This window comes from Streptomyces sp. cf386 (assembly GCF_900103585.1).
In the GTDB taxonomy this organism is placed as follows: domain Bacteria; phylum Actinomycetota; class Actinomycetes; order Streptomycetales; family Streptomycetaceae; genus Streptomyces.
In genome coordinates this window covers 140,934-166,378 of sequence record NZ_FNHV01000005.1, presented here as the reverse complement: position 1 = coordinate 166,378, position 25,445 = coordinate 140,934, and the positions used below count along the sequence as shown (strand labels likewise).

Below are 25,445 nucleotides of genomic sequence, written 5' to 3'. Positions count from 1 at the left end.
ACCTATGGCCGACCTAGATCATCACGTGTTACGAAGAACCATGCCTGCACACGAGGGACACCCGGGACACCGTACGTACGACGCCGTCATCGTCGGCGGCGGCCACAACGGCCTGGTCGCCGCCGCCTACCTGGCCCGGGCCGGACGGTCCGTGCTGGTCCTGGAGCGGCTGGACCGCACCGGGGGCGCCGCCGTTTCCACGCGGCCGTTCGCCGGGGTCGACGCGCGCCTTTCACGCTACTCGTACCTGGTCAGCCTGCTGCCGAAGAAGATCGTGCGGGACCTCGGCCTGGACTTCCGGGTCCGCACCCGCAATGTCTCCTCGTACACCCCTGTGGAGCGGGACGGACGGCCGACCGGTCTGCTGGTGGGCGGCGGCGAGCGGCGCACCCGCGAGGCGTTCGCCAAGCTGACCGGCGGGGAGCGCGAGTACCAGGCCTGGCAGCGCTTCTACGGGATGACCGGCGAGGTCGCCAAGCGGGTGTTCCCGACACTCACCGAACCCCTGCCGAGCCGCGAGGAGCTGCGCCGCCGGGTGGACGACGAGGAGGCCTGGCGGACCCTCTTCGAGGAGCCGATCGGGGTCGCGGTCGAGGACCGTTTCGCGGACGACCTGGTACGGGGCGTGGTCCTGACGGACGCGCTCATCGGAACCTTCGCCGACGCCCACGACCCCTCGCTGAAGCAGAACCGCTGCTTCCTCTACCACGTGATCGGCGGCGGCACCGGCGACTGGGACGTCCCCGTCGGCGGCATGGGCGCGCTCACCGACGCCCTGGTCGCGGCGGCGCGTGCGGCGGGCGCCGTCATCGCCACCGGGCACGAGGCGGAACGGATCGACACGGACGGCCGTACGGCGGAGATCACCTATCGCACGGCGGACGGCGAGGGCGTCGCCGTCGCCCGGCACGTCCTGGTCAACGCCTCCCCGCACGCCCTGGCCGCCCTCACCGGCGACACGCCCCCGGCCCCCGCCGAGGGCGCCCAGCTCAAGGTGAACATGCTGCTCAAGCGCCTGCCCCGACTGCGCGACAGCTCCGTCGACCCGCGTGAGGCGTTCTCCGGCACCTTCCACGTCGCCGAGGGCTACGACCAACTGGCCACCGCCCACGCCCAGGCGGCCGCCGGGGAGCTCCCCGCCGCGCCGCCGTCCGAGATCTACTGCCACTCGCTGACGGACCCGTCGATCCTCGGCCCCGCCCTCGTGGACCAGGGCTATCAGACCCTCACCCTGTTCGGCCTGCACACGCCGGCCCGGCTCTTCGAACGCGACAACGACGCCGTACGCGAGGAACTGCTCAAGTCGACGCTCGCCCAACTCGACGCCCACCTCGCCGAGCCGATCCTGGGCTGCCTGGCGACCGACGCCGACGGACGTCCCTGCATCGAGGCGAAGACCCCGCTGGACCTGGAGCGCGACCTCCGCCTCCCCGGCGGCAACATCTTCCACCGCGAACTGGCCTGGCCGTACGCCCAGGAGGGCACGGGGCGCTGGGGCGTGGAGACACCGCACCCGAACGTGCTGCTGTGCGGGGCGGGCGCGGTGCGTGGGGGAGGGGTGAGCGGGGTGCCGGGGCACAACGCGGCGATGGCCGTCCTCCAGGCGGACGTATAGTGCCCAAAACCTGACCAACCATTCGGCAAGTTGCTTTCGTCTCTTTGATCACATCATCCGCCCTTGAGGTGAAAAACCGGGCGAGAAGGGCAAGTTGGGTCTTCCGGCCCTACCGTGATCAGAGTGCGAGCGCTTCCCGGCTACCCGGGCCCCCGTCACTGGCGGCAGGTTCCCGTCACGGACCAGCACTACGTCGACATCGGTACCGGCGATCCGGTGCTCTTCCTGCACGGCAACCCGTCCTGGAGCTACCTCTGGCGGAGCCTGCTGGGCACCTTGTCGCCGGACTTCCGCTGCATCGCCCCCGACCTTGCCGGGTTCGGCCTGTCGCCTCCCGTTCCGGAGCCGCAGGGGTCCGTCGACGCCCTTGAGCGGCAGCTCTGGTGTCTGGACCGCCTGTTCCGTCATCTCACCGCCGGTCAGGGGCTGCCAGGGCGCCGGTGGACCCTGGTGATGCATGACTGGGGAGGGCCGATCGGCATCGCATGGGCCCTGCGGAATCCGGGCGTGGTGGCGCGGCTGGTCGTCCTCAACAGCGCGGCCTTTCCCTGGCCCGCCGGTCACCGGTTGCCGATGTACCTGCGGTGGATCAGGGCCGGCGGTCCCGTCGCCGCGCTCGCGCGGGCCACCAATGCCCTTCCGCGCGCCGCCGTACGGCTCGGAGTCGTACGCCGGCTGGGCGCGGCCGAGCGGATGGCGTACCTGCTGCCCTTCGCGGGCCGACAACACCGCCGTACTGCCGTGGAGTTCATCCGGTGCATACCCCGGAGTGACGACGACCCGGCGTGGCGCCTCCTCGAACCGACCGACGCCGACGGCGGCCTCGCCGGGCTGCCGATGTTCATCGGGTGGGGGACGAGGGACCGAGTGTTCACGCAGGCGGTGCTGGCCGAATGGACCCGCCGGTTTCCGCAGGCACGGGTGCGCCGCTACGACGGCGCCGGCCACTTCGTGATGGAGGACGCGGCCGGACAACTCGACCGTCACGTCCGCGACTTCCTCCGTTCGTCGTGATCACGCGATCACGCAATTCAGCAACTGCGCAGAGCTTTTAGGAATGGGGTGTGTTCATGGCGGGGGATTCGTTCGCGATCGTCGGCCTGGGGTGCCGGCTGCCCGGCGGGATCGTGGATCTGGCCGGGCTGTGGGAGGCGCTGGAGGGCGGGCGTGACCTGGTCGGGGAGGTGCCGGAGGACCGGTTCGAGGCCGGGCGGTTCGTCGACACCGAGATGGCCAGGACAGGGAAGTCCTACACCGCGCGGGGCGGGTTCCTGGCGGACATCGCGGGATTCGACGCGGAGTACTTCGGGATCTCGCCGCGAGAGGCGGCGCAGATGGACCCCCAGCACCGGCTGCTGCTGGAGACGGCCGTGGAGGCGCTGGACGACGCGGGCATCGACCCCGTGACGTTGGCGGGCTCGGACACCTGTGTGTTCGTCGGCATCTCCGACTTCTCCTACGGCGGGCTGCAGATGACCAGGGCCCGGCAGATGAACGCCTACTCCATGGCGGGGAGTGCCCATTCGATCGCCGCGAACCGGCTGTCGTACTTCTTCGACCTGCGCGGGCCGAGCATGGCCATCGACACCGCCTGCTCGTCCTCGCTGGTGGCCGTGGAGCGCGCCTGCCGGGAACTGGCGTCCGGCGGCAGCCGTATGGCCCTGGCGGGTGGGGTCAACGTGCTGCTGAACCCGGCGGGTTACGTCGGGTTCAGCCAGGCGTCCATGCTGTCGAAGCGGGGCCGCTGTGCCGCGTTCTCGGCGGACGCGGACGGGTTCGTCAGGGCCGAGGGCGCGGGCGTGATCGTGCTGAAGCCGCTCGCCGACGCGCTGGCGGACGGGGACCGGATCCACGGGGTGATCGCCGGGGCCGGGAGCAACTGCGACGGACGCACCGTCGGACTGGCCCTGCCCAGTGCGCAAGCCCAGGAGGATCTGCTGCGGCAGGTGTACGAGCGGGCGGGGATCGCGCCCGACGAGGTGGTGTACGTGGAGGCGCACGGCACCGGCACGCAGGTCGGCGACCCGGCCGAGTGCACAGCGCTGGGGAGGGTACTGGGCGCCGAGCGGATGGTGGGGCCGCTGCCCATCGGGTCGGTGAAGTCCAACGTGGGGCATCTGGAGCCGGCTTCGGGCATGGCGGGGCTGTTCAAGGCGCTCGCGGTGTTGCGCCACGGCACGATCCCCGCCTCGCTGCACCTGGAACCGCTCAACCCCGGCATCGACTTCGCCGGGCTGGGGCTGGAGCCGGTCGGGCGGGCCCGTCCGACGGCGTCGCGGGAAGGGCGGCGCTTCGTGGGCGTCAACTCCTTCGGGTTCGGTGGGGCCAACGCACATGTGGTGGTCGGCCTGCCCCCGCTCGCCCCGAGAGACGGCGGCGAGTTCACCGGCGATGTGCCGGTGATCGCTTCGGGCCGCACCCCGCAGGCGGCCGAGGAGGCGGCGCGGAGGCTGGCCGCCCGGCTGACGGATACCGCGCCGGTCGAGTCGGCGGAGTTCTACGACATCGCTGTCACCACCGGCGCTCGCCGGGCCCGGCACCGCTACCGCCGGGTGGCGCTGGCCTCGACTCCGCACGAGGCCGCGCGGAGCCTGTCCGGCGAGGGCGTGACCGGTGAGGCGGTCGAGCACGGCCGGGTCGGGCTGGTCTTCGCGGGCAACGGCTCGCAGTGGGCGGGGATGGCCGCGGACCTGCTGGACGACGACCCGGTGTTCCGGAGCGAGGTGGCGGCCGTGGACGCCGCGCTGACGCCCCGGCTGGGTTGGTCGGTCGCCGGGCAGTTGCGCCGGCCGGCGGACGAGTGGGGACTGGAGGCCACCGAGGTGGCCCAGCCGCTGCTGTTCGCGGTGCAGGCCGGGATCACGGCGGTCCTGCGTGAGCGCGGTGTGCGGTGGACGGTCGCGCTCGGGCACAGCGTCGGGGAGGTCGCCGCCGCGTACGCCGTCGGCGCGCTGACACTGGAGGAGGCCGCGTGGGTGATCGCCGAGCGCAGCCGGGTCCAGGCGGCGACGGCCGGTCAGGGCCGGATGGCCGCGGTCGGGTTGCCGCCGGCCGAGGCGGAGCGGGTGCTGTCGGCCTACCCGGGTCTGGTCGTGGCCGCCGTGAACAGTGCCAGGGATGTGACGATCGCCGGGCCGGTACATCAACTCAAGTCCATGGGTGAGGAGTTGGTGGATCGGGATGTGTTCTTCCGGCTCATGGACCTCGACTACGCCTTCCACAGCCCGGTCATGGAGCGAGTCCGGGCCCCGCTGGCCGCAGGCCTCGCCGGGCTGGCACCGGGTGGCGGAACCGACGCGCTGATCTCCACGGTCGCCGGCGGCCCGGTACCCGCGAGCGGCCTGGACGCCGACTACTGGTGGCGCAACGTCCGAGAGCCGGTCCGGTTCGCCGACGCTGTGGAACAAGCCCTGGACACGGGCGTTGACGTATTGCTGGAGGTCGGCCCGCATCCCGTGCTGCGCTCCTACCTGCGTCGCATCGCCGCCGCACACGACCGGGTGGCCGTCCTCGCCACCCTGCGTCGCGACACCACAGGGCCTACCGCGCTGCGCGAGTCGGTCGAGGCCCTGATCGCCGCCGGGGCGGAGCTGGACTGGACACGCTGGTTCCCCCGCCCGTCGCGGGTGGCGGAACTGCCCGCGTACCCGTGGCAGCGGGAACGCCACTGGAGCGGCACCCCACAGCACTGGATCGGCAACAGCGGATCGGGACGACTGGACCACCCCCTGCTGGGCGAGCGGCTGCCGACGGCGGAACCCTCCTGGCAGGGGCCCATCGAGCCGGCGCTGGTGCCGTGGCTGGCCGACCACAAGGTGGCCGGGTCGGTGGTGTTCCCGGCGACCGGCTACGTCGAGATGGCGCTGGCGGCCGGCCGACGGGTGCTGGACGGCCCGGTGGAACTGGCCTGGCTGGAGGTGAGCCGCCCGCTGGTCGTCCCGTGGGACCGGGCCGGTGACGTCCGGCTGCAGCTCGCGTACTCGCCCGACGACGGCATGGTGGCCATCACCAGTACCGAGGCCGCCGACAGCGGTGAAGGCGACGGCACCCCGCCCCGCCCGCACGCCCGCTGCCGGGTCCGCGAACTGATCGGCCGCCCGCCCGCGCGGATCGACCTCGCCGGAGTACGCGCCCGCTGTACCCGCCGGGGCGAAGCCGACGCCCTGTACCCCGAACTGGCCGCGAGCGGCCTGGACTACGGGCCCGCGTTCCGGCAGCTGGTGCGGCTGCACATGGGGGAGGGGGAACTGCTCGCCGCCTACCGGCACACCACGGACGCGGCCGACACCATGCAGTACGTGGCCCATCCGGCACTGCTCGACGGTGCGCTCCAGGCATGCGTGCCGCTCGTCGCCGCCCAGGTCGGCGCCGGGCAGGCCTGGCTTCCGGCCGCGATCGGGGCCGTACGCGTCTGGCGAAGCCCATCCCCGACAGGGCTGCTGCACATGCGCGACCGCACCCGCGGCACCACCGAACTCTGCTTCGACATCACCGTCACCGACCCGGACGGCAGCGTCACCGCCGAACTGGACGGCGTACGCCTGCGGCGCGTGCCCGGCCCCGCGGACCGGGCGCCCCTGCGGTACGAGACCGTGCTGCGCGCCGCCCCGCATCCCCAACTGCCCTCCGAGGCATCGCCGTTGGCCAGCAACCACGACCTGGCCGGGGCGGTCGCGGCGAGCGTCGACGCGCTGGAGGCCGGCTGGCGCTCCACCCGCTTCACGGACTTCGTCGCCCTGCTCAAGCGGCTGACCGCTCATGTCGCCGCCGCCGCGTTCGCGGACCTGCTGCCCGACGACACGGTCGAGTTCAGGCCCGCCGACCTGGTACGGCAGGGAATGCTCCCCGAACACGACAAGTTGGCGCGGGCCCTGCTCGGCCTGATGGCCGGCCATGGTCTGGCAGCCGGTGGGAACGACGGGCCGTGGCGGCTGACCGGCACAGCGGCCCCGGGGCCCCTGCTGGCCCGGCTGCCTTCGGACTTCCCGGCGTGCAGCGCCGAGGCTCAACTGGCGATCCGTCAGCTGACCTGCCTGCCAGAGGTGTTGCGCGGCGAGCGCGACGCACTTCACCTGCTGGCCGGCCAGGGCACCCAGGACGCCTTGGAGCAGTTCTACGACGTGGCGCCATCCTGCCGGTTCCACAACCGGCTCGTCGCCGCACTGGCGGCGGAGATCGTCCGGGCCTGGCCCGAGGACCGGCCACTGCGGGTCCTGGAGATCGGCGCGGGCACGGGTGGCACCGCAGCGGCACTGCTGCCGGTGCTGCCGCCCGAACGGTCCGTCTACCACTTCACCGACGTGTCCGCAGGCTTCTTCATCCGTGCTCAACACCGTTTCGGCACCCACCCGTTCGTCGACTACCGCCCGTTCGACCTGAACGCCGACCCAGCCGAGCAGGGCTTCACCGACGGCGCGTACGACCTGATCGTCGCGGCCAACTCCCTGCACACCGCGAACGAGCTGCAAACGGCCCTGTGCAGGGTGCGGGGGCTGCTGGCCCCGGGTGGGCGCCTGCTCGCCTTCGAGACGCACGACACGGACTACCTGCTGCCGTTCTTCGGAGTGCTCGACAGCTTCTGGTGCGCCGACGACGAACTCCGGCCGGACTCGCCCCTGTTGGGGCGCGACCAGTGGCCCGATGTGCTGGCCGGGTGCGGCCTCACCGATGTGGTCTGCCTCGGTGGCGCCATCGACGCACCCGCTACGTACGGCGGCTCCGTGCTGCTGGCATCGGCACCCGCGTACGAGACCGTCCAGCCCGCGCTGCCCCGCCCGGACGACGGCACCCGGTGGATCGTGGCCACAGAGAGCGAGCCCGAGACGCCGCTGGCCGAGGACCTCGCCGCACTCCTGACAGACGGCACCACGCGGTCCGCAGCCGTGACGCCGGCCCCCGTCGACCCGGCGGCCTGGGCGGCAACACTGCGCGGTGAAGGTGACCCGACCGTCGTACTCCTGCTGGGCGAGGCCCCCACCGAGCCGCAGGCGTTGCTCGACCAGGCCGTGCGCCGCGCTGCCACGCTGCGCGACCTGGCCGTCGCCTGCCGGGACCTCCCGGACGGTGTCCGGCCATCCCTGTGGCTGGTGACCCGGCCCAGCGGCGCGCTGCCCGCGCCCGAACGGGCCGTCCAGCCGCAGGACGCCGCCGCCTGGGGAGTGGCCCGCACCCTCGCCAACGAACACCCCGGGCTGCGGGTGACCCGGCTGTCCCTGGAACGCGCCGACGACCCGGCCGGCGACGCGCACCGGCTGGCCCGCGAGCTGCTGGCGCCCCTCCCGTTGTCCGGCGATGGCGATGACGAGGGTGCGGCGGCGCGTGAGGACGAGATCGTGCTCACGACGGGCGGACGCTTCGTACCCCGGGAACGCGAACTCCCCTCCGGCGAACACGTCGAGCCCAGCGGCGACGAGCCCTTCGTCCTGGAGATCGGTGAGCCGGGCCTGTCGTACCAGCCGGTCTGGACGCGGACCCGCCCCCTCGAACCCGGCGTCGGTGAGGTGGTGATCGCGGTGCGGGCGGCGGCGCTGAACTACCGCGACATCATGCAGGCGACAGGTCTGCTGCCCCCCGAGGCGGCAGAGGAGACGTTCGTCGGGACCGGCTTCGGTCTCGAATGCGCCGGGGTCGTCACGGCGGTGGGCGAGGGCGTGAGCGGCCTGGCCGCCGGAGACCGGGTGTGCGCGGTCGGTTCCGTGTGCCTGGCCTCTCACGCGGTGGTGCCCGCGTCGGCTGTGGTGAAGGTCCCCGACGATCTCGGTTTCGCGGAGGCCGCGACCCTGCCCGTGGCCTTCCTGACGGTCCACTACGCGCTGCACGACCTCGCGCGGCTGGCGCCGGGGGAGACGGTTCTCGTGCACGGCGCCGCGGGTGGCGTGGGGCTGGCCGCCCTCCAGTACGCCCGCCTGGTGGGCGCCACCGTGATCGCCACCGCGGGCAGCCCGGCCAAGCGCGACCTGCTACGGGCGCTGGGCGTCGAGCACGTCCTGGACTCCCGCACCCTGGACTTCGCCGACCAGGCCCTGCGGATCACCGGTGGGCGAGGGGCGGACGTCGTGGTCAACTCGCTGGCCGGGCAGGCCATCGACCGGGGCCTGGAGACGCTGCGGTCAGGTGGCCGGTTCGTCGAACTCGGCAAGCGCGACATCTATGCCAACAAGCCGTTGCTGATGCGGCCGTTCAGCCGAAACATCGCCTTCTTCGGCGTCGACGTCACCGCTCTGCTGTCCGACGAGGCCGGGCTCGTACACGGTCGGCGTCTGCTGGCCGAGGTCGCTGAACGGGTCGCGGACGGCCGCTACCGGCCGCTGCCGCACACCGTGTACCCGGCCGCGCGGGTCACCGAGGCGTTCGCGCTGCTCCAGCACTCCCGGCACATCGGCAAGGTCGTCGTCAGCCTCGACCCGCAGGACGGGCCGGTGCCCGTCCGGACCCGGCCCGAGCCGCCCCCGCTCGACCCCGACGGCAGCTACCTGGTCACCGGTGGGCTGAGCGGGTTCGGCGCCGCCACCGCCCGCCGGCTCGCCGACCGTGGCGCCCGCCACCTCGCGCTGGTCTCCCGGCGGGGCGCCGACGGCCCCGAGGCCTCAGCCGTGCTGGCCGAGCTGGCCGCGCGAGGCGTGACCGCCACGCCGTACGCCGTCGATGTCACCGACGCCGCCGCTCTGGCCGAGGCGATCGGACGCATCGACGCCACCGGGCACCCGCTCGTGGGTGTGGTCCACGCGGCCATGGTCCTCGACGACGCCCCGCTCACCGAACTGACCGACGCACGGATCCGCACGGTGCTGGCGCCGAAGGTGGCCGGGGCGGCGGTCCTCGACACCCTGACGCGTGAGCGCGACCTGCGCCTGTTCTGGATGTACTCCTCCTTCACCACGGTTCTCGGAAACATCAAACAGTCCCCCTATGTCGGCGGGAACCTGTTCACCGAAGCACTGGCCAGGCAACGGCACAGCTGCGATGGGGCCCTCGCCGTCACCTGGGGCGCGCTCGGGGGCGTGGGCCATGTCGCCCGGGAGGGCCTCGCCCCGACCATGGAAGCGCTCGGCATGGCCCCGCTCGGCCCCCACGAGGCACTGGCCGCCCTGGAGACCCTGGCAGCGTCCGGCACCACCGTCGCCGGAATCGGCCACTACGACTGGACCCGGCTGCGCACCTTCCTGCCGATGCTGACCTCGCCCAGATTCGCGGCGTTGCTGCCCGCCGACGGCGACCTCGACGGCCACACCCGCCAGGACCTCCTGGCAGCCCTCGCCGGTCTCTCCGCGGACGAGGCACTGGAGACCGCCAACGCCGCACTCGCCGACGTGATGGCCCGCATCCTGCAGACCGACGCCGCCCGTCTCGACCCCAAACTGCCACTCCAGGACTACGGCGTCGACTCCCTGATGGCCGCCGAACTGCTCACCACGCTGCGGCAACGCCTCGACGTCGAGATCCCGCCCATGGAACTCCTCCAGGGCGGCGTCACCCTCACCGACCTGTCCCGCCACGTGCTGCTGCGCCTCGGCGTCCGCGCCACCGACACCGCCAACGGCTGAAAGAGAGGCCCGCCATGGTGACCTGTCAGGAACCCAAGGGAACGGCGACGGACTGCGCTGAAGGCTCTCTCACCTTCGGACCCCTCATCGCCGGCGCCACCGTCCCCGACCCGACCGAGTGGGTGTACGTGCTCCGCGCGAGCGCGTTCATCGACGACCCCATCGGCGCCACCTGCTACCGCAACGCGCTGAACGCCGGGTACATGGGCCCCGACGCCCACCCCGAGACGATCCTGGGACGCTGCGCCCTCGCCGGACCCGACCACATGGACACCGCTCTGCACACGGCCCGGCTCGCGGCGGCCGAGTGGGGCGGCAGCCCACCGGCCCGGCGCGCCGCCCTCGCCGAAGCGTTCCGCGCACGGCTGCGGGAACACGCCGACGCCGTCACCGGCCTCCTGGTGGAGGAGGGCCACCCCGTCCGGCTGGCCCGGATGGAGGTGGAAAACCTCCTCACCTTCTACGGCCCCGAGACCACCGACTGGTGTCTGCGGCACATGGAGTCGGAGCACACCGTCGACGGCCGGACGGTGGTGCTGCGCCGGGTGCCGGACGGTGTCGTGTGTGTGCAGCCACCACAGAACACCCCGGCGCTCAGTGTCGGCGCGGCCTTCCAGTCCGTACTGGCCGGCAACGCGCTCGTGGTCCGGCTGTCCCGGCACGCGCCGATCGCCGCCATGTACCTGGTGGAACAGATCGCCCTACCCGCGCTCGCCGAGGCGGGCGCCCCGCCCGGAGTCCTGTCGGCGCTGTGCACCGACCCCGCGCAGGCACTGGACGCCTGGCTGGAGAGCCCGCTGGTGGACGACGTGCTGTACTTCGGCGACTCGATCCGCGGTGAGCAACTCGAGAAGGCATGCCTCGCCTCGGGAAAGAAGCCGATCCTGGAACTCGGCGGCAACGACATGGTCGTGGTGTGGCGGGACGCGCCCCTCGACCGGGCCGTCGAGGCGCTGATGGAGTCGTACCACGGCAGCGGCCAGATCTGCTGCGCGCCCAACATCGCGCTCGTCCACCCGGACATCGCCGACCGACTCACCGACCGGCTGACCGAGCGCGTCCGCGCCCTGCGGCCCGGCTTCCCCGACGACCCCGACGTGGTGCTGGCGGCCTCGCCCAACACCGCCGGATACGACGCCACACTCGCCGACGCCCGGCGGGCGGGCGCCCGGGTACTGACCGGTGGACGCCACCTCGACGTACACGGCCACGAGAGCGACGACGCCGTCTTCGCGGAGCCGGCGCTCATCCGGATCGACGGGCTCGCCCGCGCGCTCAAGCTGCGGTCGGTCCGGTACGAGACGTTCTTCCCGCTGCTGACCCTGGCCGTTCCCGTGCCCGCCGACGACGACCAACTCCTGTCCGAGATGGTGTCGTTCGTGGCGTCCGGCTCGTACGGCCTGCGCAACTCGCTGTGGACCCGGAGCCCCGACGTCATCGACCGGTTCCTCCGGGACGTCCGCTCGTGCGGCCAGCTCCGGGTGAACGACTCCCACCTCGCGGGCGTGCCGTATCTCGCCAACCACGGCGGCCCGGGTCTGAGCGGCGACCGCTTCGGCGAGCTCAACTACCCGATGCTGCGCACCAGCCGCCTCCAGGGCGTTTCCGTGGCGAATGACAGCTCTTCGGCGGAGGGGGTTCCGGTGCCGTACGTCCCGGTGCGGCGGAGGCCCAGGGTCGAGGCGATCCGGGAGTACCCGCCCGGCTGGCCGCCCGAAGACCTGCCCGGCGGGCTGCCGGCGCCGTTCACCGAGGCCTTCCACCACGATCCCTACCCGACCCTGCGCTGGCTGCGCGCACACCGTCCGGTGAGCCGCGTCATCAGCCCGGACGGCCCGGGCTGGCTGCTGACCCGCTACGACGACGTCCGTGACGCCCACATCGACCCGCGGGTCACCTGTGACAGCAAACGCATCTCCGCCGGCCACATGTGGATGCGGCACTGGCCGTCCGCACTGCGGGAGCGGCTCTTCACCCATCTGCTGGACAGCGACGATCCGCGCCACGCCGAACTGCGCGCGATCATGCGGCCGTTCTTCTCGCCCGCCCGGCAGGAGCAGTGGCGAACCCGGGTGCAGCGCCTCGTCGACACCCGGATCGACCAGATCGTGGACCGGGGCAGTGGCGACCTCATGGCGGCCGTCGCCTACCCGCTCGGCGGCAATGTCCTGTTCGCCGTCCTCGGCGCCACCCCGCCCCGCATGCATCACCTGCGGGCGATGATCTGGCGCACCGCCGAGTGGAACAACGTCGTCCCGTATGTGGCCGCGCTCGCCCACGAGGTCGACGCGTTCGTCCGCTCGGCCGTCGCCGAGAAACGCCGCGCCCCCGGCGACGACCTCATCTCGTTGCTGGTGCGGGCCCGTGACCAGGACGGCCTGCTCAGCGAGGACGAACTGCACGGCCAGGTCATGATGATGCTCGTCGCGGGCCAGGACCCCAGCATCAACAGCGTCGGCAACAGCCTGCACGCCCTCCTCACCCACCCCGCCCAGCTCGCCGAACTCCGCGACGACCCGTCCCTGATGGCGACCGGCCTCGGCGAACTGCTCCGCTACGAAAGCCCCTTGCCGTTCACCAGCTGGCGGGGCACCCTCGCTCCCGTCGAGTTCGGCGCCGTGACCGTCCCCGCGAACGAGTCCCTGTTCCTGTGCATCGGCGCCGCCAACCGGGACCCCGCACGCTTCCCCGACCCCGACCTCCTCGACCTGCGCCGCCCCACCCCCGGACATCTCGCCTTCGGCCACGGCGCCCACTACTGCCTGGGCGCCCATATCGGCCGTATGACCGCCGAGGCCGCCGTCAGCACCGTCCTGCGCCGACTGCCCGGCCTGCGACTGGACGGCACGCCGGGGTGGCGGCCCAGTCAGTTCGAACGCGGACTCAGCGTGCTGCCCGTCGCCTGGGACACGCCGAAGGACGGAGGAGCACGGTGAACCGGGCCGACATCCTGGCCGAACTGAAGGCGATGCTCGCCGAGTTCGGCGGCGTCGACCCCGAACAGGTCGACGAGCAGACCGCGTTCATCGCGGACCTCGGGCTGGACTCCCTGGTCCTGGTGCGGATGACCGTCGTAGCGGAGGAGCGGTTCGAGGTACGCATCCCCGACGAGGTCGCCTGGGAGCTGCACACGGTCGGCGCCGTGGTCAACTACGTCGAGGAGACCCTGTCCGGGCGGACGGGAGCACAGAGTTGAGCGAACTCGTCCGGTTCCTGCGCGAGAAGGCCTGGCTCCTCGGTGACACCCGCTGGTACGCGCGCGTGGACAGCGTGCGGGGCGAGCTCGTCGAGGTGGAACGCCTCGGACTAGCCCAACTCGACGCGCGGGCCCGCACGGTGGGGGCGTGGCTGGCCGACCGGACGCAGCCCGGCGCCCGCGTCATGCTGATGTATCCGGCGGGCCTGGAGTTCTTCACCGCCTTCCTCGGCTGTCTGTACTCCGGGAGGGTCGCCATTCCCGCCCCGCTCCCGGACACCGACCGGCGGGCCCTGCAGCGTGCCGAGGGCATCATCCGCGACGCGGGCGTCGGACTGGTCCTCAGCGACGCCGCGCACCAGCCCGCGCTCGGCTCCTGGCTCACCGGACTGAACCTGGCACCGCGCCCCGAGTGCGTCGCCACCGACGTGACCGCGCTCCCGGACCCCGACACCTGGTCCCCCCTCTCCCAGGACCTCTCCGCGACCGCCTACGTCCAGTACACCTCCGGCTCGACCAGCGAACCGCGCGGTGTCGTCATCACCCACCGAAACCTGCTCCACAACCTGCTGTCCATCAGGGAAGTGATGGCCAACGAGGACATCAGGGACGAGTTGCGCCATGGTCCCTCGCCCACCAGCGCCGGATGGCTCCCGCACTACCACGACATGGGCCTGGTCGGCATGCTGCTCACCCCCCTCGCGAGCTACACCAACCTCGTCTTCAGCTCGCCGGTCTCCTACATCGCCCACCCATTGCTGTGGCTCCAGATGATCAGCCGATACCAGGCCTTCTACACCTTCGCCCCGAACTTCGGCTACGACTGGCTGCTCAGGAGCCTCAAGGACCACCAACTCACGGACGCGGACCTTGACCTGAGCTGTCTGCGGTTCGCGCTGAGCGGCGCCGAACCCGTCCAGGCCGGCGTCCTGGACGCGGTCGCCCGCAGGCTGGCCCCCCTCGGCTTTCGCCCAAAGGTCTGGGCACCCGGCTACGGCCTGGCCGAGGCCACCCTCATGGTCACCGGCACACCCTGCGGCAAAGGGCCGACCGTGGGACGCTTCGACCGGGACGCGCTGGAGGCCGGTCACGCCGTACCCGCCCCGGACGGCGTCGACCTCGTCGGCTGCGGCCACCCCGCCGGAGTGGACGTCCGCATCGTCGACCCCGCCACCTCACACCCCCTCAAGGACGGGCAGATCGGCGAGATCTGGGTACGCGGCGACAGCGTCGCCGGCGGCTACCTCGGCGACCCCCGAGCCACCGCCGAGCACTTCGCCGCCACCACGGCCGACGGTGAGGGGCCCTTCCTGCGTACCGGAGATCTGGGCTTCGTCCAGGACGGCGAGCTCTACGTCACCGGCCGCGCCAAGGACCTGATCATCGTCAACGGCCGCAACATCCATCCCCAGGACATCGAACACGTCAGTGAATCCACCGACCCCGCCACCGGCCCCTGCGCCGCCTTCACCCTGCCCGACGCCGACGGCCACGAGCACATCGTCCTGGTACAGGAAATCCGCCCCCTGCACCTCAAGGGCCGCACTCCCGCGGCCCTTTCGGAGCTGATCAGAAAACGCCTGGCCGAAGACCTACGCCTGGCCGTCCAGGTGGTCGTCGTCGGACCGATGAGCGTGCCCCGGACCACCAGCGGCAAGATCCAGCGCTCACGAACCCGGGAGGAGCTGCGCGCGGCCCGCCTCACGCCTCTCCACTCCGACCTCCTCACCCCGCCCTGCCCGGCGTTCTGACCGGCCAGGGCCGGGTCGTCAGTTCGCGGAGGCCGTCCACCCGCTCGCCGTGATCCGTGTCGTGTCCGCAGGCCGGGCCTCGTCGAAGAGGACGCCGTCCGCCGCCTCGACGCGCAGGCCGTCGACGTACGCGCCCCGGCCCACGTACAGCCGGTCGGTCGCGTACCGCCACCGGATCACCAGCTCCCGGTGCGCGGGGAGTGGAGCCGTGAGCCGGTGCCAGGCCCGGCCCGACCAGCCGGTGACGGTTCCGTTCGGGTGGTCCTGCGGCTGCCGGCCGTGTCGTGCCGTCGTGAAGGGGAGCGGCTGCCAGGTGGAGCCCCCGTCGGTCGTGACCTCCAGGGTGAGGGCGTCCGACTGGGGTTCGGTGTCCCACCACAGGGCGCAGCACAGCCGGCCATCGCCGGGGGACGTGTCGAGGGGAGGGAGTGCGAGGGTCGCGGTCGTGGCGGTCACCATCCCGGAGAACCATGCGGTACGACCGTGCCGTGGGCGGACCGGTACGGCGCGGGCCATGTTGTTCGCGGCGGCGACCCGGGGCGCGGAACCGGAGCGCCAACTGCGCACCGGGTGAACGGAGTTTCCGAGGACGATGAGGAAGGAGTCGGTCGACGGGTCGAGGACCAGCGAGGTGCCGGTGAAGCCGGTGTGCCCCGCCGTGTGTGGGGTGGCCATCGCGCCCATGTACCAGTGCTGGTAGAGCTCGAAGCCGAGGCCGTGCTCGTCGCCGGGGAAGGCGGTGTTGAAGTCGGTGAACATCAGCTCCACCGACTCCGGCTCCAGGACGCGGGAGCGGCCGTAGGCACCGCCGTTGAGCAGCGTCCGCCCGAGGACCGCGAGGTCCCACGCGTTGGAGAACACGCCTGCGTGGCCCGCGACTCCGCCGAGGCTGAAGGCGTTCTCGTCGTGCACCTCGCCCCACACGAGCCCCCGGTCCAGGCCGGACCAGGGCTTGCGGGCGTCCTCGGTGGCCGCGATCCTCGGCCTCCAGGCCGCGGGCGGGTTGTAGCGGGTGCGATGCATGCCCAACGGGCCGGTGATCTCGTCGCGCAGGAGGGCGTCGAGCATACGGCCGGTGATCTTCTCCAGGACCAGTTGGAGGGTAATCAGGTTGAGGTCCGAGTAGAGGTACGTCGTCCCCGGCGGGTTCAACGGCGCCTCGTTCCAGATGAGCCGCAGCTTCTCCTCGTACGTCGGCGCGTTGTACAGCGGGATCCAGGCCCGGAATCCCGAGGTGTGGGTGAGGAGCTGACGGATCGTGATGTCCTGCTTGCCGGCCTGGCCGAAGTCCGGGAGGTAGGACGCGACGGTCGCTTCCAGTCCGAGGGCACCCCGCTCGATCTGCTGCACGGCGAGGATCGAGGTGAACAGTTTCGACACCGAGGCCAGATCGAAGACGGTGTCCTCGGCCATCGGTATCTGTTGCCCGGCCGGGAACTCGACGCCGGTGTCGGTCTTCTCGTCGTACGACTGATAGCGCACCGCCTTCCCGATGGGCTGGTGGAGGGCCACCGTGCCACCACGCCCGGCGAGCAGGACGGCGCCCGCGTACCAGGGGTGCTTGGGGGAGGGGCCGAGGAACGCCTCGGCGTCGGTGACGAGTCGGCGGAGGTGGTCGGGGAGCAGGCCGGCGCGCTCGGGGGAACCGCGGCGCAGGGTGCTGCCGCTGCCGGGGGAGGCGGCGGCCGGGCCGGCGGGGAAGGGGGCGATGGCCAGGGCGCCGCCCAAGGCCAGGGCGCTCCTGCCCAGTTGACGCCTGGTCAGTCTGCTTCGGCCGTCGGTCATCGAGGTTCCTCCCGCCACTCCGGCTGAAAGTATCTTTCCGGGATCACCTTGCGTGATGAAGCTTTTGTGTCAGTCGTGCTCGGTGTCAACGGGGCGTTCGGCCCAATAGATCTGACGGGGTATCAGAAAAGGCCTTCCGTCGTCCGAAGGACTGCGGCATCCTGCGCCCATGCAGACGGAGCTGAGCAAGAAACTGGGAGTCGAGCACGCCATCTTCGGCTTCACGCCGTTCCCCGCCGTCGCCGCGGCCATCAGCCGGGCCGGCGGCTTCGGAGTGCTCGGCGCGGTCCGCTACACGGCCCCCGACGATCTCAAGCGCGATCTCGACTGGATCGAGGCCCATGTCGACGGCAGGCCCTACGGGCTCGATGTGGTCATGCCCGCGAAGAAGGTCGAGGGCGTCACCGAGGCCGACGTCGAGGGGATGATCCCGGAGGGCCACCGGGAGTTCGTCAAGGACACCCTCGCCAAGTACGGCGTGCCCGAACTGGCCGAGGGGGAGGCCTCCGGCTGGCGCATCACCGGATGGATGGAGCGGGTCGCCCGTACCCAGCTCGACGTCGCCTTCGACTACCCGATCAAGCTGCTCGCCAACGCCCTGGGCTCACCGCCCGCGGACGTGGTGGAGCGTGCCCATGAGCAGGATGTCCTGGTGGCCGCTCTCGCGGGCAGCGCCCGGCACGCCGTCAAGCACAAGGAGCGCGGCATCGACATCGTCGTCGCCCAGGGCTACGAGGCGGGCGGCCACACCGGTGACATCGCCTCCATGGTGCTGACGCCCGAGGTCGTGGAAGCCGTCGACCCGCTGCCCGTACTGGCGGCCGGAGGCATCGGCAGCGGCCAACAGGTGGCGGCGGCACTGAGCCTCGGCGCCCAGGGTGTGTGGCTGGGCTCCATATGGCTGACCACCACAGAGGCCGACCTCCACTCACCCGCCCTGATCCGCAAACTGCTCGCCGCCGGCTCGGGCGACACGGTGCGCTCCCGCGCCCTGACCGGAAAGCCCGCACGCCAGCTGCGCACCGAGTGGACCGACGCCTGGGACGACACGAACGGACCCGGCACCCTGCCCATGCCCCTCCAGGGCCTGCTGGTCGCCGAGGCCGTCTCGCGCATCCAGAAGTACGAGGTCGAGCCCCTGCTCGGCACCCCGGTCGGCCAGATCGTCGGCCGGATGAACAGCGAACGCAGCGTCCAGGCCGTCTTCGACGACCTCACCCGCGGCTTCGAGCGAGCCGTCGATCGCATCAACCGCATAGCCGGAAGGAGCGGCGAGTGACGAGCACGAGCACACCCCCGGCAGGCTTCTGGGCCCAGGCCGCGGCCGACCCTCACCGTACGGTCCTGATCGCCCCCGACGGCGAGGAGTGGACCGCCGGCCGGCTGCACGCCGACGTCAACCGCCTCGTCCACGGCCTGCGCGCGGCCGGCATGGAGCGCGGTGACGCCTTCGCGGTAGTCCTGCCCAACAGCGCGGAGTTCTTCACCGCATACCTGGCCGCCAGCCAGGCGGGCTTCTACCTGGTCCCGATCAACCACCATTTCGTCGGACCGGAGATGGCCTGGATCGTCGCCGACTCCGGCGCCAAGGTCCTCCTCACCCACGAACGCTTCGCCGCCCCCGTACGCCGCGCCGCGGACGAGGCCGGCCTGCCCGTCACCCACCGGTACGCGATCGGCACGGTCGAGGGCTTCCGGCCGTACGCCGAACTCCTCGACGGACAACCGGAGTCGCCGCCCGGCGACCGGACCCTCGGCTGGGTCATGAACTACACCTCGGGCACCACCGGCCGCCCCCGCGGCATCCGGCGCCCGCTGCCCGGCAAACTCCCCGAGGAGGCCTACCTGGGCGGCTTCCTCGGCATCTTCGGCATCCGCCCCTTCGACGACAACGTGCACCTCGTCTGCTCGCCGCTCTACCACACCGCCGTGCTCCAGTTCGCGGGCGCGTCGCTGCACATAGGCCACCGCCTGGTCCTGATGGACAAGTGGACGCCCGAGGAGATGCTCCGGCTGATCGACCGGGAGAAGTGCACCCACACACATATGGTCCCGACCCAGTTCCACCGCCTGCTCGCCCTGCCCGAGGACGTACGCGCCCGCTACGACGTCTCCGCCATGCGGCACGCCATCCACGGCGCCGCCCCCTGCCCCGACCATGTGAAGCGGGCGATGCTCGACTGGTGGGGCCCGTGCGTGGAGGAGTACTACGCGGCCAGCGAGGGCGGCGGCGCCTTCGCCACCGCCGAGGACTGGCTGAAGAAGCCCGGTACGGTCGGCAAGGCCTGGCCCATCAGCGAACTCGCGATCTTCGACGACGACGGCAACCAACTCCCGCCCGGCGAACTCGGCACCGTCTACCTGAAGATGAACACCGGCGGCTTCGCCTACCACAAGGACGAGGCCAAGACGCGGAAGAACCGCATCGGCGACTTCTTCACCGTCGGTGACCTCGGCTGTCTCGACGAGGACGGCTACCTCTTCCTCCGCGACCGCAAGATCGACATGATCATCTCCGGCGGGGTCAACATCTACCCGGCCGAGATCGAGTCCGTACTCCTCGCCCACCCCGCCGTCGCCGACGCCGCAGCCTTCGGCATCCCGCACGACGACTGGGGCGAGGAGGTCAAGGCAGTGGTCGAACCGGCCCCCGGTCACGACCCTGGCCCGGCCCTGGCCGCCGCGATCCTCGACCACTGCGCCGACCGGCTCGCCGGGTACAAGCGGCCCAAGAGTGTCGACTTCATCACCGAGATGCCGCGCGACCCCAACGGAAAGCTGTACAAGCGGCGACTGCGGGACCCGTACTGGGAGGGCCGGACGCGACCCGTGTGAACTTCAGGCGCGAGGGCGGGGAAAGGTCTCCAAGGCTCTCGCGAGACCGGCGGCATCGGTGCCGACCTTGCGGTAGACACCGGACAGCAACTGCCGCACGCCCTGCTCGGTGAGGCGTAGTTCCTTGGCGATCACCGGCACCGGCTGCCCTTGGACGGCCAGTTCGGCGGTACGGCGTTCCTGCGCGGTCAGCGTGTCCGCCTGCGCGTAGCGCAGCGGCAGCGGCCGCAGTCCCGCCGCCGAGAGCTCCTCCCTGGCCCGGGCGGCGAGCCCCTCGGCCCCGCAGTGGACGGCACCTTCGAGGCCTTGGTAGAGCCGATCGGCGGCCTCCTGGAGTCGCCCGTTGCGGGACAGGGCGGCGCCGTGGCCGATCAGGGCGCGGGCGAGTTCGTAGGCGGCGGGGGACTGCTCCAGGTGCTCCACGGCCTCCGCGTGCAGCTTGAGCGCCGACGAGCCGCCGGTCACCTCGGCCTCGATGTGCAGCGCCTGGCCGATGGTGGAGGAGGCACCGAACTCCCGGGCGCGCTTGACGGCGTCGCGGGCGAGGGACAGCGCCCGGCCGGGGGCGGTGGGGGCGAGGGCGGACGCCAGGTGCAGCTGCCAGGGACACCAGGAGGGGTTGCGCCATCCCCGTGCGTCCAGCCACTCCCCGACGTCGGACAACAGTTCCGCCGCCTCGGCGTGCCGCCCCTCGGCCAGGAGCAGTTCGGCGTACACCGTCCGAGGGTCGGGGTAGATGACGGCGTTCGGGACGATCTCGCCGTAGTGGTAGGCGTTCGCGAGGCGACGCGCCTCGGTGGTGCGGCCGCGGGCGAGCAGGGTCTGGATGAGGATGCCGATGGCGAACCACTGGGCGGGGACCGCGCCTTCGACCCGGTCGGCGATGCGCAGGCCCTCGCGCACCAGCTCCTCCGCGTCGGCCAGGCAGCCGCGACGGTAGCGGATATAGCCGTAGAGGGTCTGCCCCAGGGCCAGATGAGAGCCGCGCCAGCCCTTGCCCTCACACTCGGCGATGCCCTTGGTGAACAGTTCCTCGGCCCGTCGAGGCTGGTCGCTGTACATGAACACCAGGGCGACCGAAACGGGTACCTCGAAACCACGGTTCTCGTCGGTCCAGCTCAGTCCGCCGAGCAGTGCCTCCTCCGCACACGCGAGGGCTGTCCGCCGAGGCTCGCCGCGCACCAGGGCGTCCCAGGCGCGCGAGCCCAGGATGTACCGCTCCTCCAGACCGCGGCCGGTCAGGCGCTCGGCCAGCCGCACCAGCCTGCGCGTGCGGGCGTACGAGTCGGGCTCGTCGGCGCGGAAGGCACTCCACACGAAGTGGTCGGCCTGCATGCGCAGTCGGATGCGCGGATGGGTGGCCAGCCGCGCCTCGTCGGCGGACACGGTCGCGGCCTCGGCCAACCGGTCGGTGTGGGCCAGCGCCTGGGTGAGCCGGTAGACGATGGAGGCCCGCAGTTCGGGATCCACTGCGGGCTCCGCCAGAGCCTCCTGGAGATGAGTGACCGTGGCCGTGGGTTCGATCAGAAAGGTCGCGCCGGCGAGCTCGTGCAGTAGCTGCGCCCGGTCCTCCGGAAGCGGTGGCTCCTGCAACGCTCGGGCCAGGACGCGCCGGGCGGCCTCCGGAGCCCCCGCACGGAGGTACTCACGGGCGGCCTCGCGGAGGCACTCGACCACCTCGGGCCTGCCTTCGCACGGAACCTCCAGCAGATGCCGGGCGGCGGCGGTCGGACCCAGCCCCGCCGCGCGGACGGCCTCAGCGGCCCTGTCGTGCAGACCGACCCGCAGGCCCGAGGAGATGGACCGGTAGATCGTCGTGGCGGTGAGTGGGTGGACGAACTCGAGGCCGCCCCCGGGCCCCTGGGCGTCGGCCAGGATCCGGGCGGCGCGCAGCCGCTCTGTCGCCTCGACGGCGTCCTCACTGCCGATCACCGCGAGGGCGGCGGCGAGCTCCGGTGACACCGGCGGACCCAGCACGGCCGCGGCATGGGCGAAACGAACGGTACTCGTGCCGAGCCCGTGAAGGGTCTCGATCAGGCCGGGGCCCTTGACCGCGGCGGCCAGGCCCCGCATCGCGTCCAACTCGTCCTGCGCGCCCTTGAGGTTCCGTTCGCCCAGCTTGATGGCGAGTTCGACGGCCTCGAACGGGCTCCCGCCGGTGACCGACCAGCATTCGTCGCAGAACTCGTCCTCGGCTCCCTCGCCCAGCTCGTCCCTGATGATCTGGGCCACGCCGGCGGTGCTGAGCCGGGCGAGCGGGTAGGGGCGGTTCCCGTGGCGTTCGACCACCGTGCGGAACGCGGCCGCGTCGGAGGGCAGTTCGTCGGGCCGGTAGGCGACGAGGATCAGAAGCGCGAGATCGGTGGCCCGAGGGGCGAAGGAGGCGAGCCAGCCGAGTGACTCGGGATCGGCCCAGTGCAGGTCGTCCAGGAGCAGGACGAGCGGCGCCTTCATCGTCGCGATGCGCGTCATGACCCAGTCGAGGCCGTCGCGCACCCCGGTCGGGTCCGGCGCATGGGTGGTGCCCGTCGCCTCCAGACCGAGGGCGACGGCGACGATGTCGTACCAACTTCCCAGGAAGGTACGGCGCTCCGGCTCGTCCATCGTGGCCAGGACGGGCTGGACCAGCTGGCGCACGAGGCGGAACGCCATGTCCTGCTCGTTCTGCCCGCCGCAGGCCGAGAGCACCGTGAATCCGTGTCCCGTGGCGCGGGCGCGTGCTTTCGTGAGGAGCGCTGTCTTGCCCAGCCCGCCCGGACCGGTGAAGGCGAGCATTCCGCTGGGCCGCGCCCGCTGAACGCCGTCGGCGGCGTCGCGCAGGTCCGACAAAGCGGATTCGAGCGCGCGCAGTTCCCGTTGGCGCTCGAGCAACGGACGGGGATCGGAGTTCGGTTGCCACGCCCCATGCGCCATATGCCCTACCGCTTCCTGTCGTTGATCGTCGGAAGACAGCGCAGAGCGTACGCCCCAGGTGAGCGCTCGATGGCGGTGTGGCGCACGAGGATGACAGGGAAGGATGAATCCCGCGCCGAAGTGGTTCGATTGTCCGCCTATCGGGTAAGGGAACTTGAATGACCCCCCTCTTTGGTGCGGCCGTGCGCCCGCCGCGCGGCAGAGACGGGCGCACGGTGCTCTACGCGAGGGCGGGCGTCAGTGTCGCGTCCACATAGCGCGGCACGGTGCGGGACCAGTAGTAACACCCGCGGATCCAGCCGACCATGCCCTCCACGTAGCCGACCCCGGCGGGGCTCAACTTCGGTTTGATCTCGTCGTAGAGCTGCTCGACCTCCCTGATCGTGCTGTTGATCTGCCGGATGGCCAGCATGACGGCCATCGGAAGGGAGCACCGCAGAGCCCGCTGGTGGGCGAGGGCCAGATTGATCATTCCGCCCGCCCGTTGCTCCTTCACCGCGGAGAAGAGGTCGGGTATCCACACCGCCGCATCGGCCGACAGCCGGCTCAGGCGTTGCACGACGGGGTGGTGGAGCTCCTCGGGGGCCAGTTCACACGGCTGTGCCGCTTCGGCCAACGGGTAGAAGGGCTCGACGCCCGCGGTGAGCGAACGTATGGAGGTGCTCAGTCCCATGCGTGGGGGAAGAGGGTGGGCCTGGGCCACCGCCTCGTAGAGCAGGCCATGTACGTATTCGCGGCTCTTCCATGCCCAGCGCGCGGCCTGCGCGGGTGTGCACCGCTCCCGGACCTGTCGGTGGAGATCGGCCAGCGCCGCTCCGAGGGGAGTGCTGGGCGGAGCGCCGTCGCGCAGAATTCCGATGCTCTCGCAGAGCATGGGCAGCAGTCGTTCCGGCGACCGCCGACCGATCTCTTCCGCCCGGTCGTCGAAGACGAATTGATAGGCGATCTGGTTGGACACGATCTGCAGGACGTCCAACTCCACCGCAGGGCTGTTGTAGGACGCGAGCTCGGCCGGCCGAGTGAAGGCGATCATGGCCGCCACCCCCACTTCGTCGGTCAGCCCGCACGAGCGTAACCATGCGTCGACGCCTGCCGCGGCTTCGGGGGCGTGGCGGTTGCTCAGGAACGGGAAGGGCATGTAGAGGTGCGCGTCGATCAATTCCTTGAGGTTGGACGCCGGAATTCCGTGCTGCGCGGCGAGCGCGACTTCCTCATGCGTCGTCGACACCGTTGCCACCTGCCCTTCGGGGTTCGTGTGTGCGGGGGGCGGCAGTTGCTCCATGTGCGAGTGAACGGGCGTGTGCCGATGTGCCGGCGGGCACGCGCGTGCGTGGTTCGCAGATCATCACCAGCGACCTCGGTCCCAGCGTCGCACCGGGGCGTGGTTGTGCGACGGGGCCGGGCAGGTGGCGCAGGCGCCAGTGGCCGGCGATCGTCGCGAGGGCCATGGTCATCTCCGCCATGGAGAGCATGTCGCCGATGCATTTGCGGCTGCCCGCGGCGAACGGGAACATCGCCCCCTGCCGGTCGTCGGCGGCCGGGCCCGGCAGCCAGCGTTCCGGAAGGAATCGTTCGGGGTCGGCGAAGGACGTGGGGTCGCGATGCAGCAGGTAGGGGCTGTAAAGAACGGTGGCTCCCCGGGGGAGACGGCACCCGGCGAAACTCGTTTCCCTGGTGGTCATGCGCGTGAAGAGCCAGCCGGGTGGTGAGTGGCGCAGCGTCTCCGTGATGACGCACCGGGTGTAGACGAGGCGCGGGAGGTCGTCCGGACCGGGCCGCTGCCGTCCGGCGAGCACGGCGTCGACCTCGGCGTGCAGGCGGCGCTCCACCTCCGGATGTTCTGCCAGGAGACTGAAGGCGGACGCGAGGCACATGGAAGGGCTCTCGGATCCGGTGAGCAGGAGGGAGACGAGATGGTCGTGGACTTCCTGTTCGGTGATCGCCCTTTGCGAGCCGTTGCCCTGCGCCGCCGTCAGCAGTGTGCCCAGCAGGTCGTCGCGGGGAGCGCTCCCGCGGCGCTCGGCGATGACCGCGTCGATGATCGCGTGCACCCGGTCGACCGCACGCCGGTAGCGACGGTTCGCGGGTGTGGGCACCCGGAACAGGGCGTCGACCGGCACGACCGTGCGGACGAACAGGCCACGGACGATGGCCGCGAGACTGTGCCGCACCTCCGCGGCCGTCGCGGCGTCCAGCGAGTCGGAGAAGAGCACACGGCTGATGACCCCCGTCGTGAAGGCCATCGTGGCCCCGGTGACATCGACCTTCTGCCCGGGCTGCCACTCGCGGCACACCGATTCGGCTTCCTCGCCCATCAGTTCCGTGTGGTCGGCGACGCGGGAAAGGCGGAAGTCCGGTTGCAGCAGCCTGCGCTGACGCCGATGGTCGTCGTGACGGCAGGTCACCACGCCGTCGCCCATCAGGATCCGGAGCCTGTCGTACTGCGGACCCCCCTTGTCGAAGGTGCGCGTGTCCCTGAGCATCTGGTGAACCAACTCCGGGTGACACACCATCCAGGCGCGCTGCGGGCCCAGCCGTATCTCGACCACATCCCCGTATGTCGGCAAAGAATTCAGAAACGCCAACGGCTGACGGAACAACGCGATACCGTGACCGAGGAGTGGGAATATGCCTGGAGCAGTACCAATCCTCCACGCTCGCTCGTGTTCAGGCACAACATGACTCATGGAAACCTCCTGCCCGACGCGGCACGTGAAATCGGTGAACGTGCCACGGACTTGACACTTGAGACAAGTCCTGCCCAGTCCCAGTGGCTCTCGGTTTCCCGAAACCTTTCTCCAAAGGGG

The 25,445-nt window shown here is 71.4% G+C and carries 12 protein-coding genes; 8 read left to right on the top strand and 4 right to left on the bottom strand.

Features of this window, described 5'->3' with window-relative positions; all coding sequences use genetic code 11:
- Positions 1 to 40: 40 nt before the first annotated feature.
- From BLU79_RS14655 to BLU79_RS14630, 6 genes are all read left to right on the top strand, one after another.
- Complete coding sequence (locus tag BLU79_RS14655; RefSeq protein WP_093906188.1) at positions 41 to 1,615, top strand: phytoene desaturase family protein; 1,575 nt, start codon at positions 41 to 43, stop codon at positions 1,613 to 1,615.
- A 123-nt stretch (positions 1,616 to 1,738) separates the two neighbouring features.
- Positions 1,739 to 2,629: an alpha/beta fold hydrolase gene (locus BLU79_RS14650; protein WP_256333299.1), complete on the top strand. Its 891-nt coding sequence runs from the start codon at positions 1,739 to 1,741 to the stop codon at positions 2,627 to 2,629.
- Positions 2,630 to 2,685: 56 nt separating this feature from the next.
- Complete coding sequence (locus BLU79_RS14645; RefSeq protein ID WP_093906469.1) at positions 2,686 to 10,158, top strand: type I polyketide synthase; 7,473 nt, start codon at positions 2,686 to 2,688, stop codon at positions 10,156 to 10,158.
- A gap of 14 nt (positions 10,159 to 10,172) precedes the next feature.
- Positions 10,173 to 13,094 carry an aldehyde dehydrogenase family protein gene (locus BLU79_RS14640; RefSeq protein WP_093906186.1) on the top strand — a complete coding sequence of 974 codons (2,922 nt, stop codon included), beginning with the start codon at positions 10,173 to 10,175 and terminating at the stop codon, positions 13,092 to 13,094.
- Positions 13,091 to 13,354 carry an acyl carrier protein gene (locus BLU79_RS14635; RefSeq protein WP_256333298.1) on the top strand — a complete coding sequence of 88 codons (264 nt, stop codon included), beginning with the start codon at positions 13,091 to 13,093 and terminating at the stop codon, positions 13,352 to 13,354. Before BLU79_RS14640 ends, BLU79_RS14635 begins: the two co-directional genes overlap by 4 nt.
- Positions 13,351 to 15,105, top strand: a complete 1,755-nt coding sequence (locus BLU79_RS14630; RefSeq protein ID WP_177001023.1) for a fatty acyl-AMP ligase — start codon at positions 13,351 to 13,353, stop codon at positions 15,103 to 15,105. The genes BLU79_RS14635 and BLU79_RS14630 overlap by 4 nt, the downstream gene beginning before the upstream one ends.
- Positions 15,106 to 15,123: 18 nt before the next feature.
- Here BLU79_RS14630 and BLU79_RS14625 read toward each other — a convergent pair whose 3' ends face one another.
- Positions 15,124 to 16,890 (bottom strand): serine hydrolase domain-containing protein, encoded by a 1,767-nt coding sequence (locus BLU79_RS14625; protein ID WP_177001022.1) that lies wholly within the window; start codon positions 16,888 to 16,890, stop codon positions 15,124 to 15,126.
- Between the two features lie 169 nt (positions 16,891 to 17,059).
- Between BLU79_RS14625 and BLU79_RS14620 the strand changes: the two genes are divergently transcribed.
- Positions 17,060 to 18,169, top strand: a complete 1,110-nt coding sequence (locus BLU79_RS14620) for an NAD(P)H-dependent flavin oxidoreductase (RefSeq protein ID WP_093906183.1) — start codon at positions 17,060 to 17,062, stop codon at positions 18,167 to 18,169.
- Positions 18,166 to 19,725: an acyl-CoA synthetase gene (locus BLU79_RS14615; RefSeq protein WP_093906182.1), complete on the top strand. Its 1,560-nt coding sequence runs from the start codon at positions 18,166 to 18,168 to the stop codon at positions 19,723 to 19,725. The genes BLU79_RS14620 and BLU79_RS14615 overlap by 4 nt, the downstream gene beginning before the upstream one ends.
- Positions 19,726 to 19,728: 3 nt before the next feature.
- On the opposite strand, the gene BLU79_RS14610 is transcribed toward BLU79_RS14615, so the two are convergent.
- From BLU79_RS14610 to BLU79_RS14600, 3 genes are all read right to left on the bottom strand, one after another.
- Positions 19,729 to 22,638 carry an ATP-binding protein gene (locus BLU79_RS14610; RefSeq protein ID WP_093906181.1) on the bottom strand — a complete coding sequence of 970 codons (2,910 nt, stop codon included), beginning with the start codon at positions 22,636 to 22,638 and terminating at the stop codon, positions 19,729 to 19,731.
- 220 nt (positions 22,639 to 22,858) lie between these two features.
- Positions 22,859 to 23,866: a (-)-alpha-amorphene synthase gene (locus BLU79_RS14605; RefSeq protein WP_256333297.1), complete on the bottom strand. Its 1,008-nt coding sequence runs from the start codon at positions 23,864 to 23,866 to the stop codon at positions 22,859 to 22,861.
- The gene (locus BLU79_RS14600; protein ID WP_093906180.1) at positions 23,850 to 25,325 is read right to left on the bottom strand and encodes a cytochrome P450; all 1,476 of its coding nucleotides are present in this window, start codon (positions 25,323 to 25,325) and stop codon (positions 23,850 to 23,852) included. The genes BLU79_RS14605 and BLU79_RS14600 overlap by 17 nt, the downstream gene beginning before the upstream one ends.
- Positions 25,326 to 25,445 lie beyond the last annotated feature (120 nt).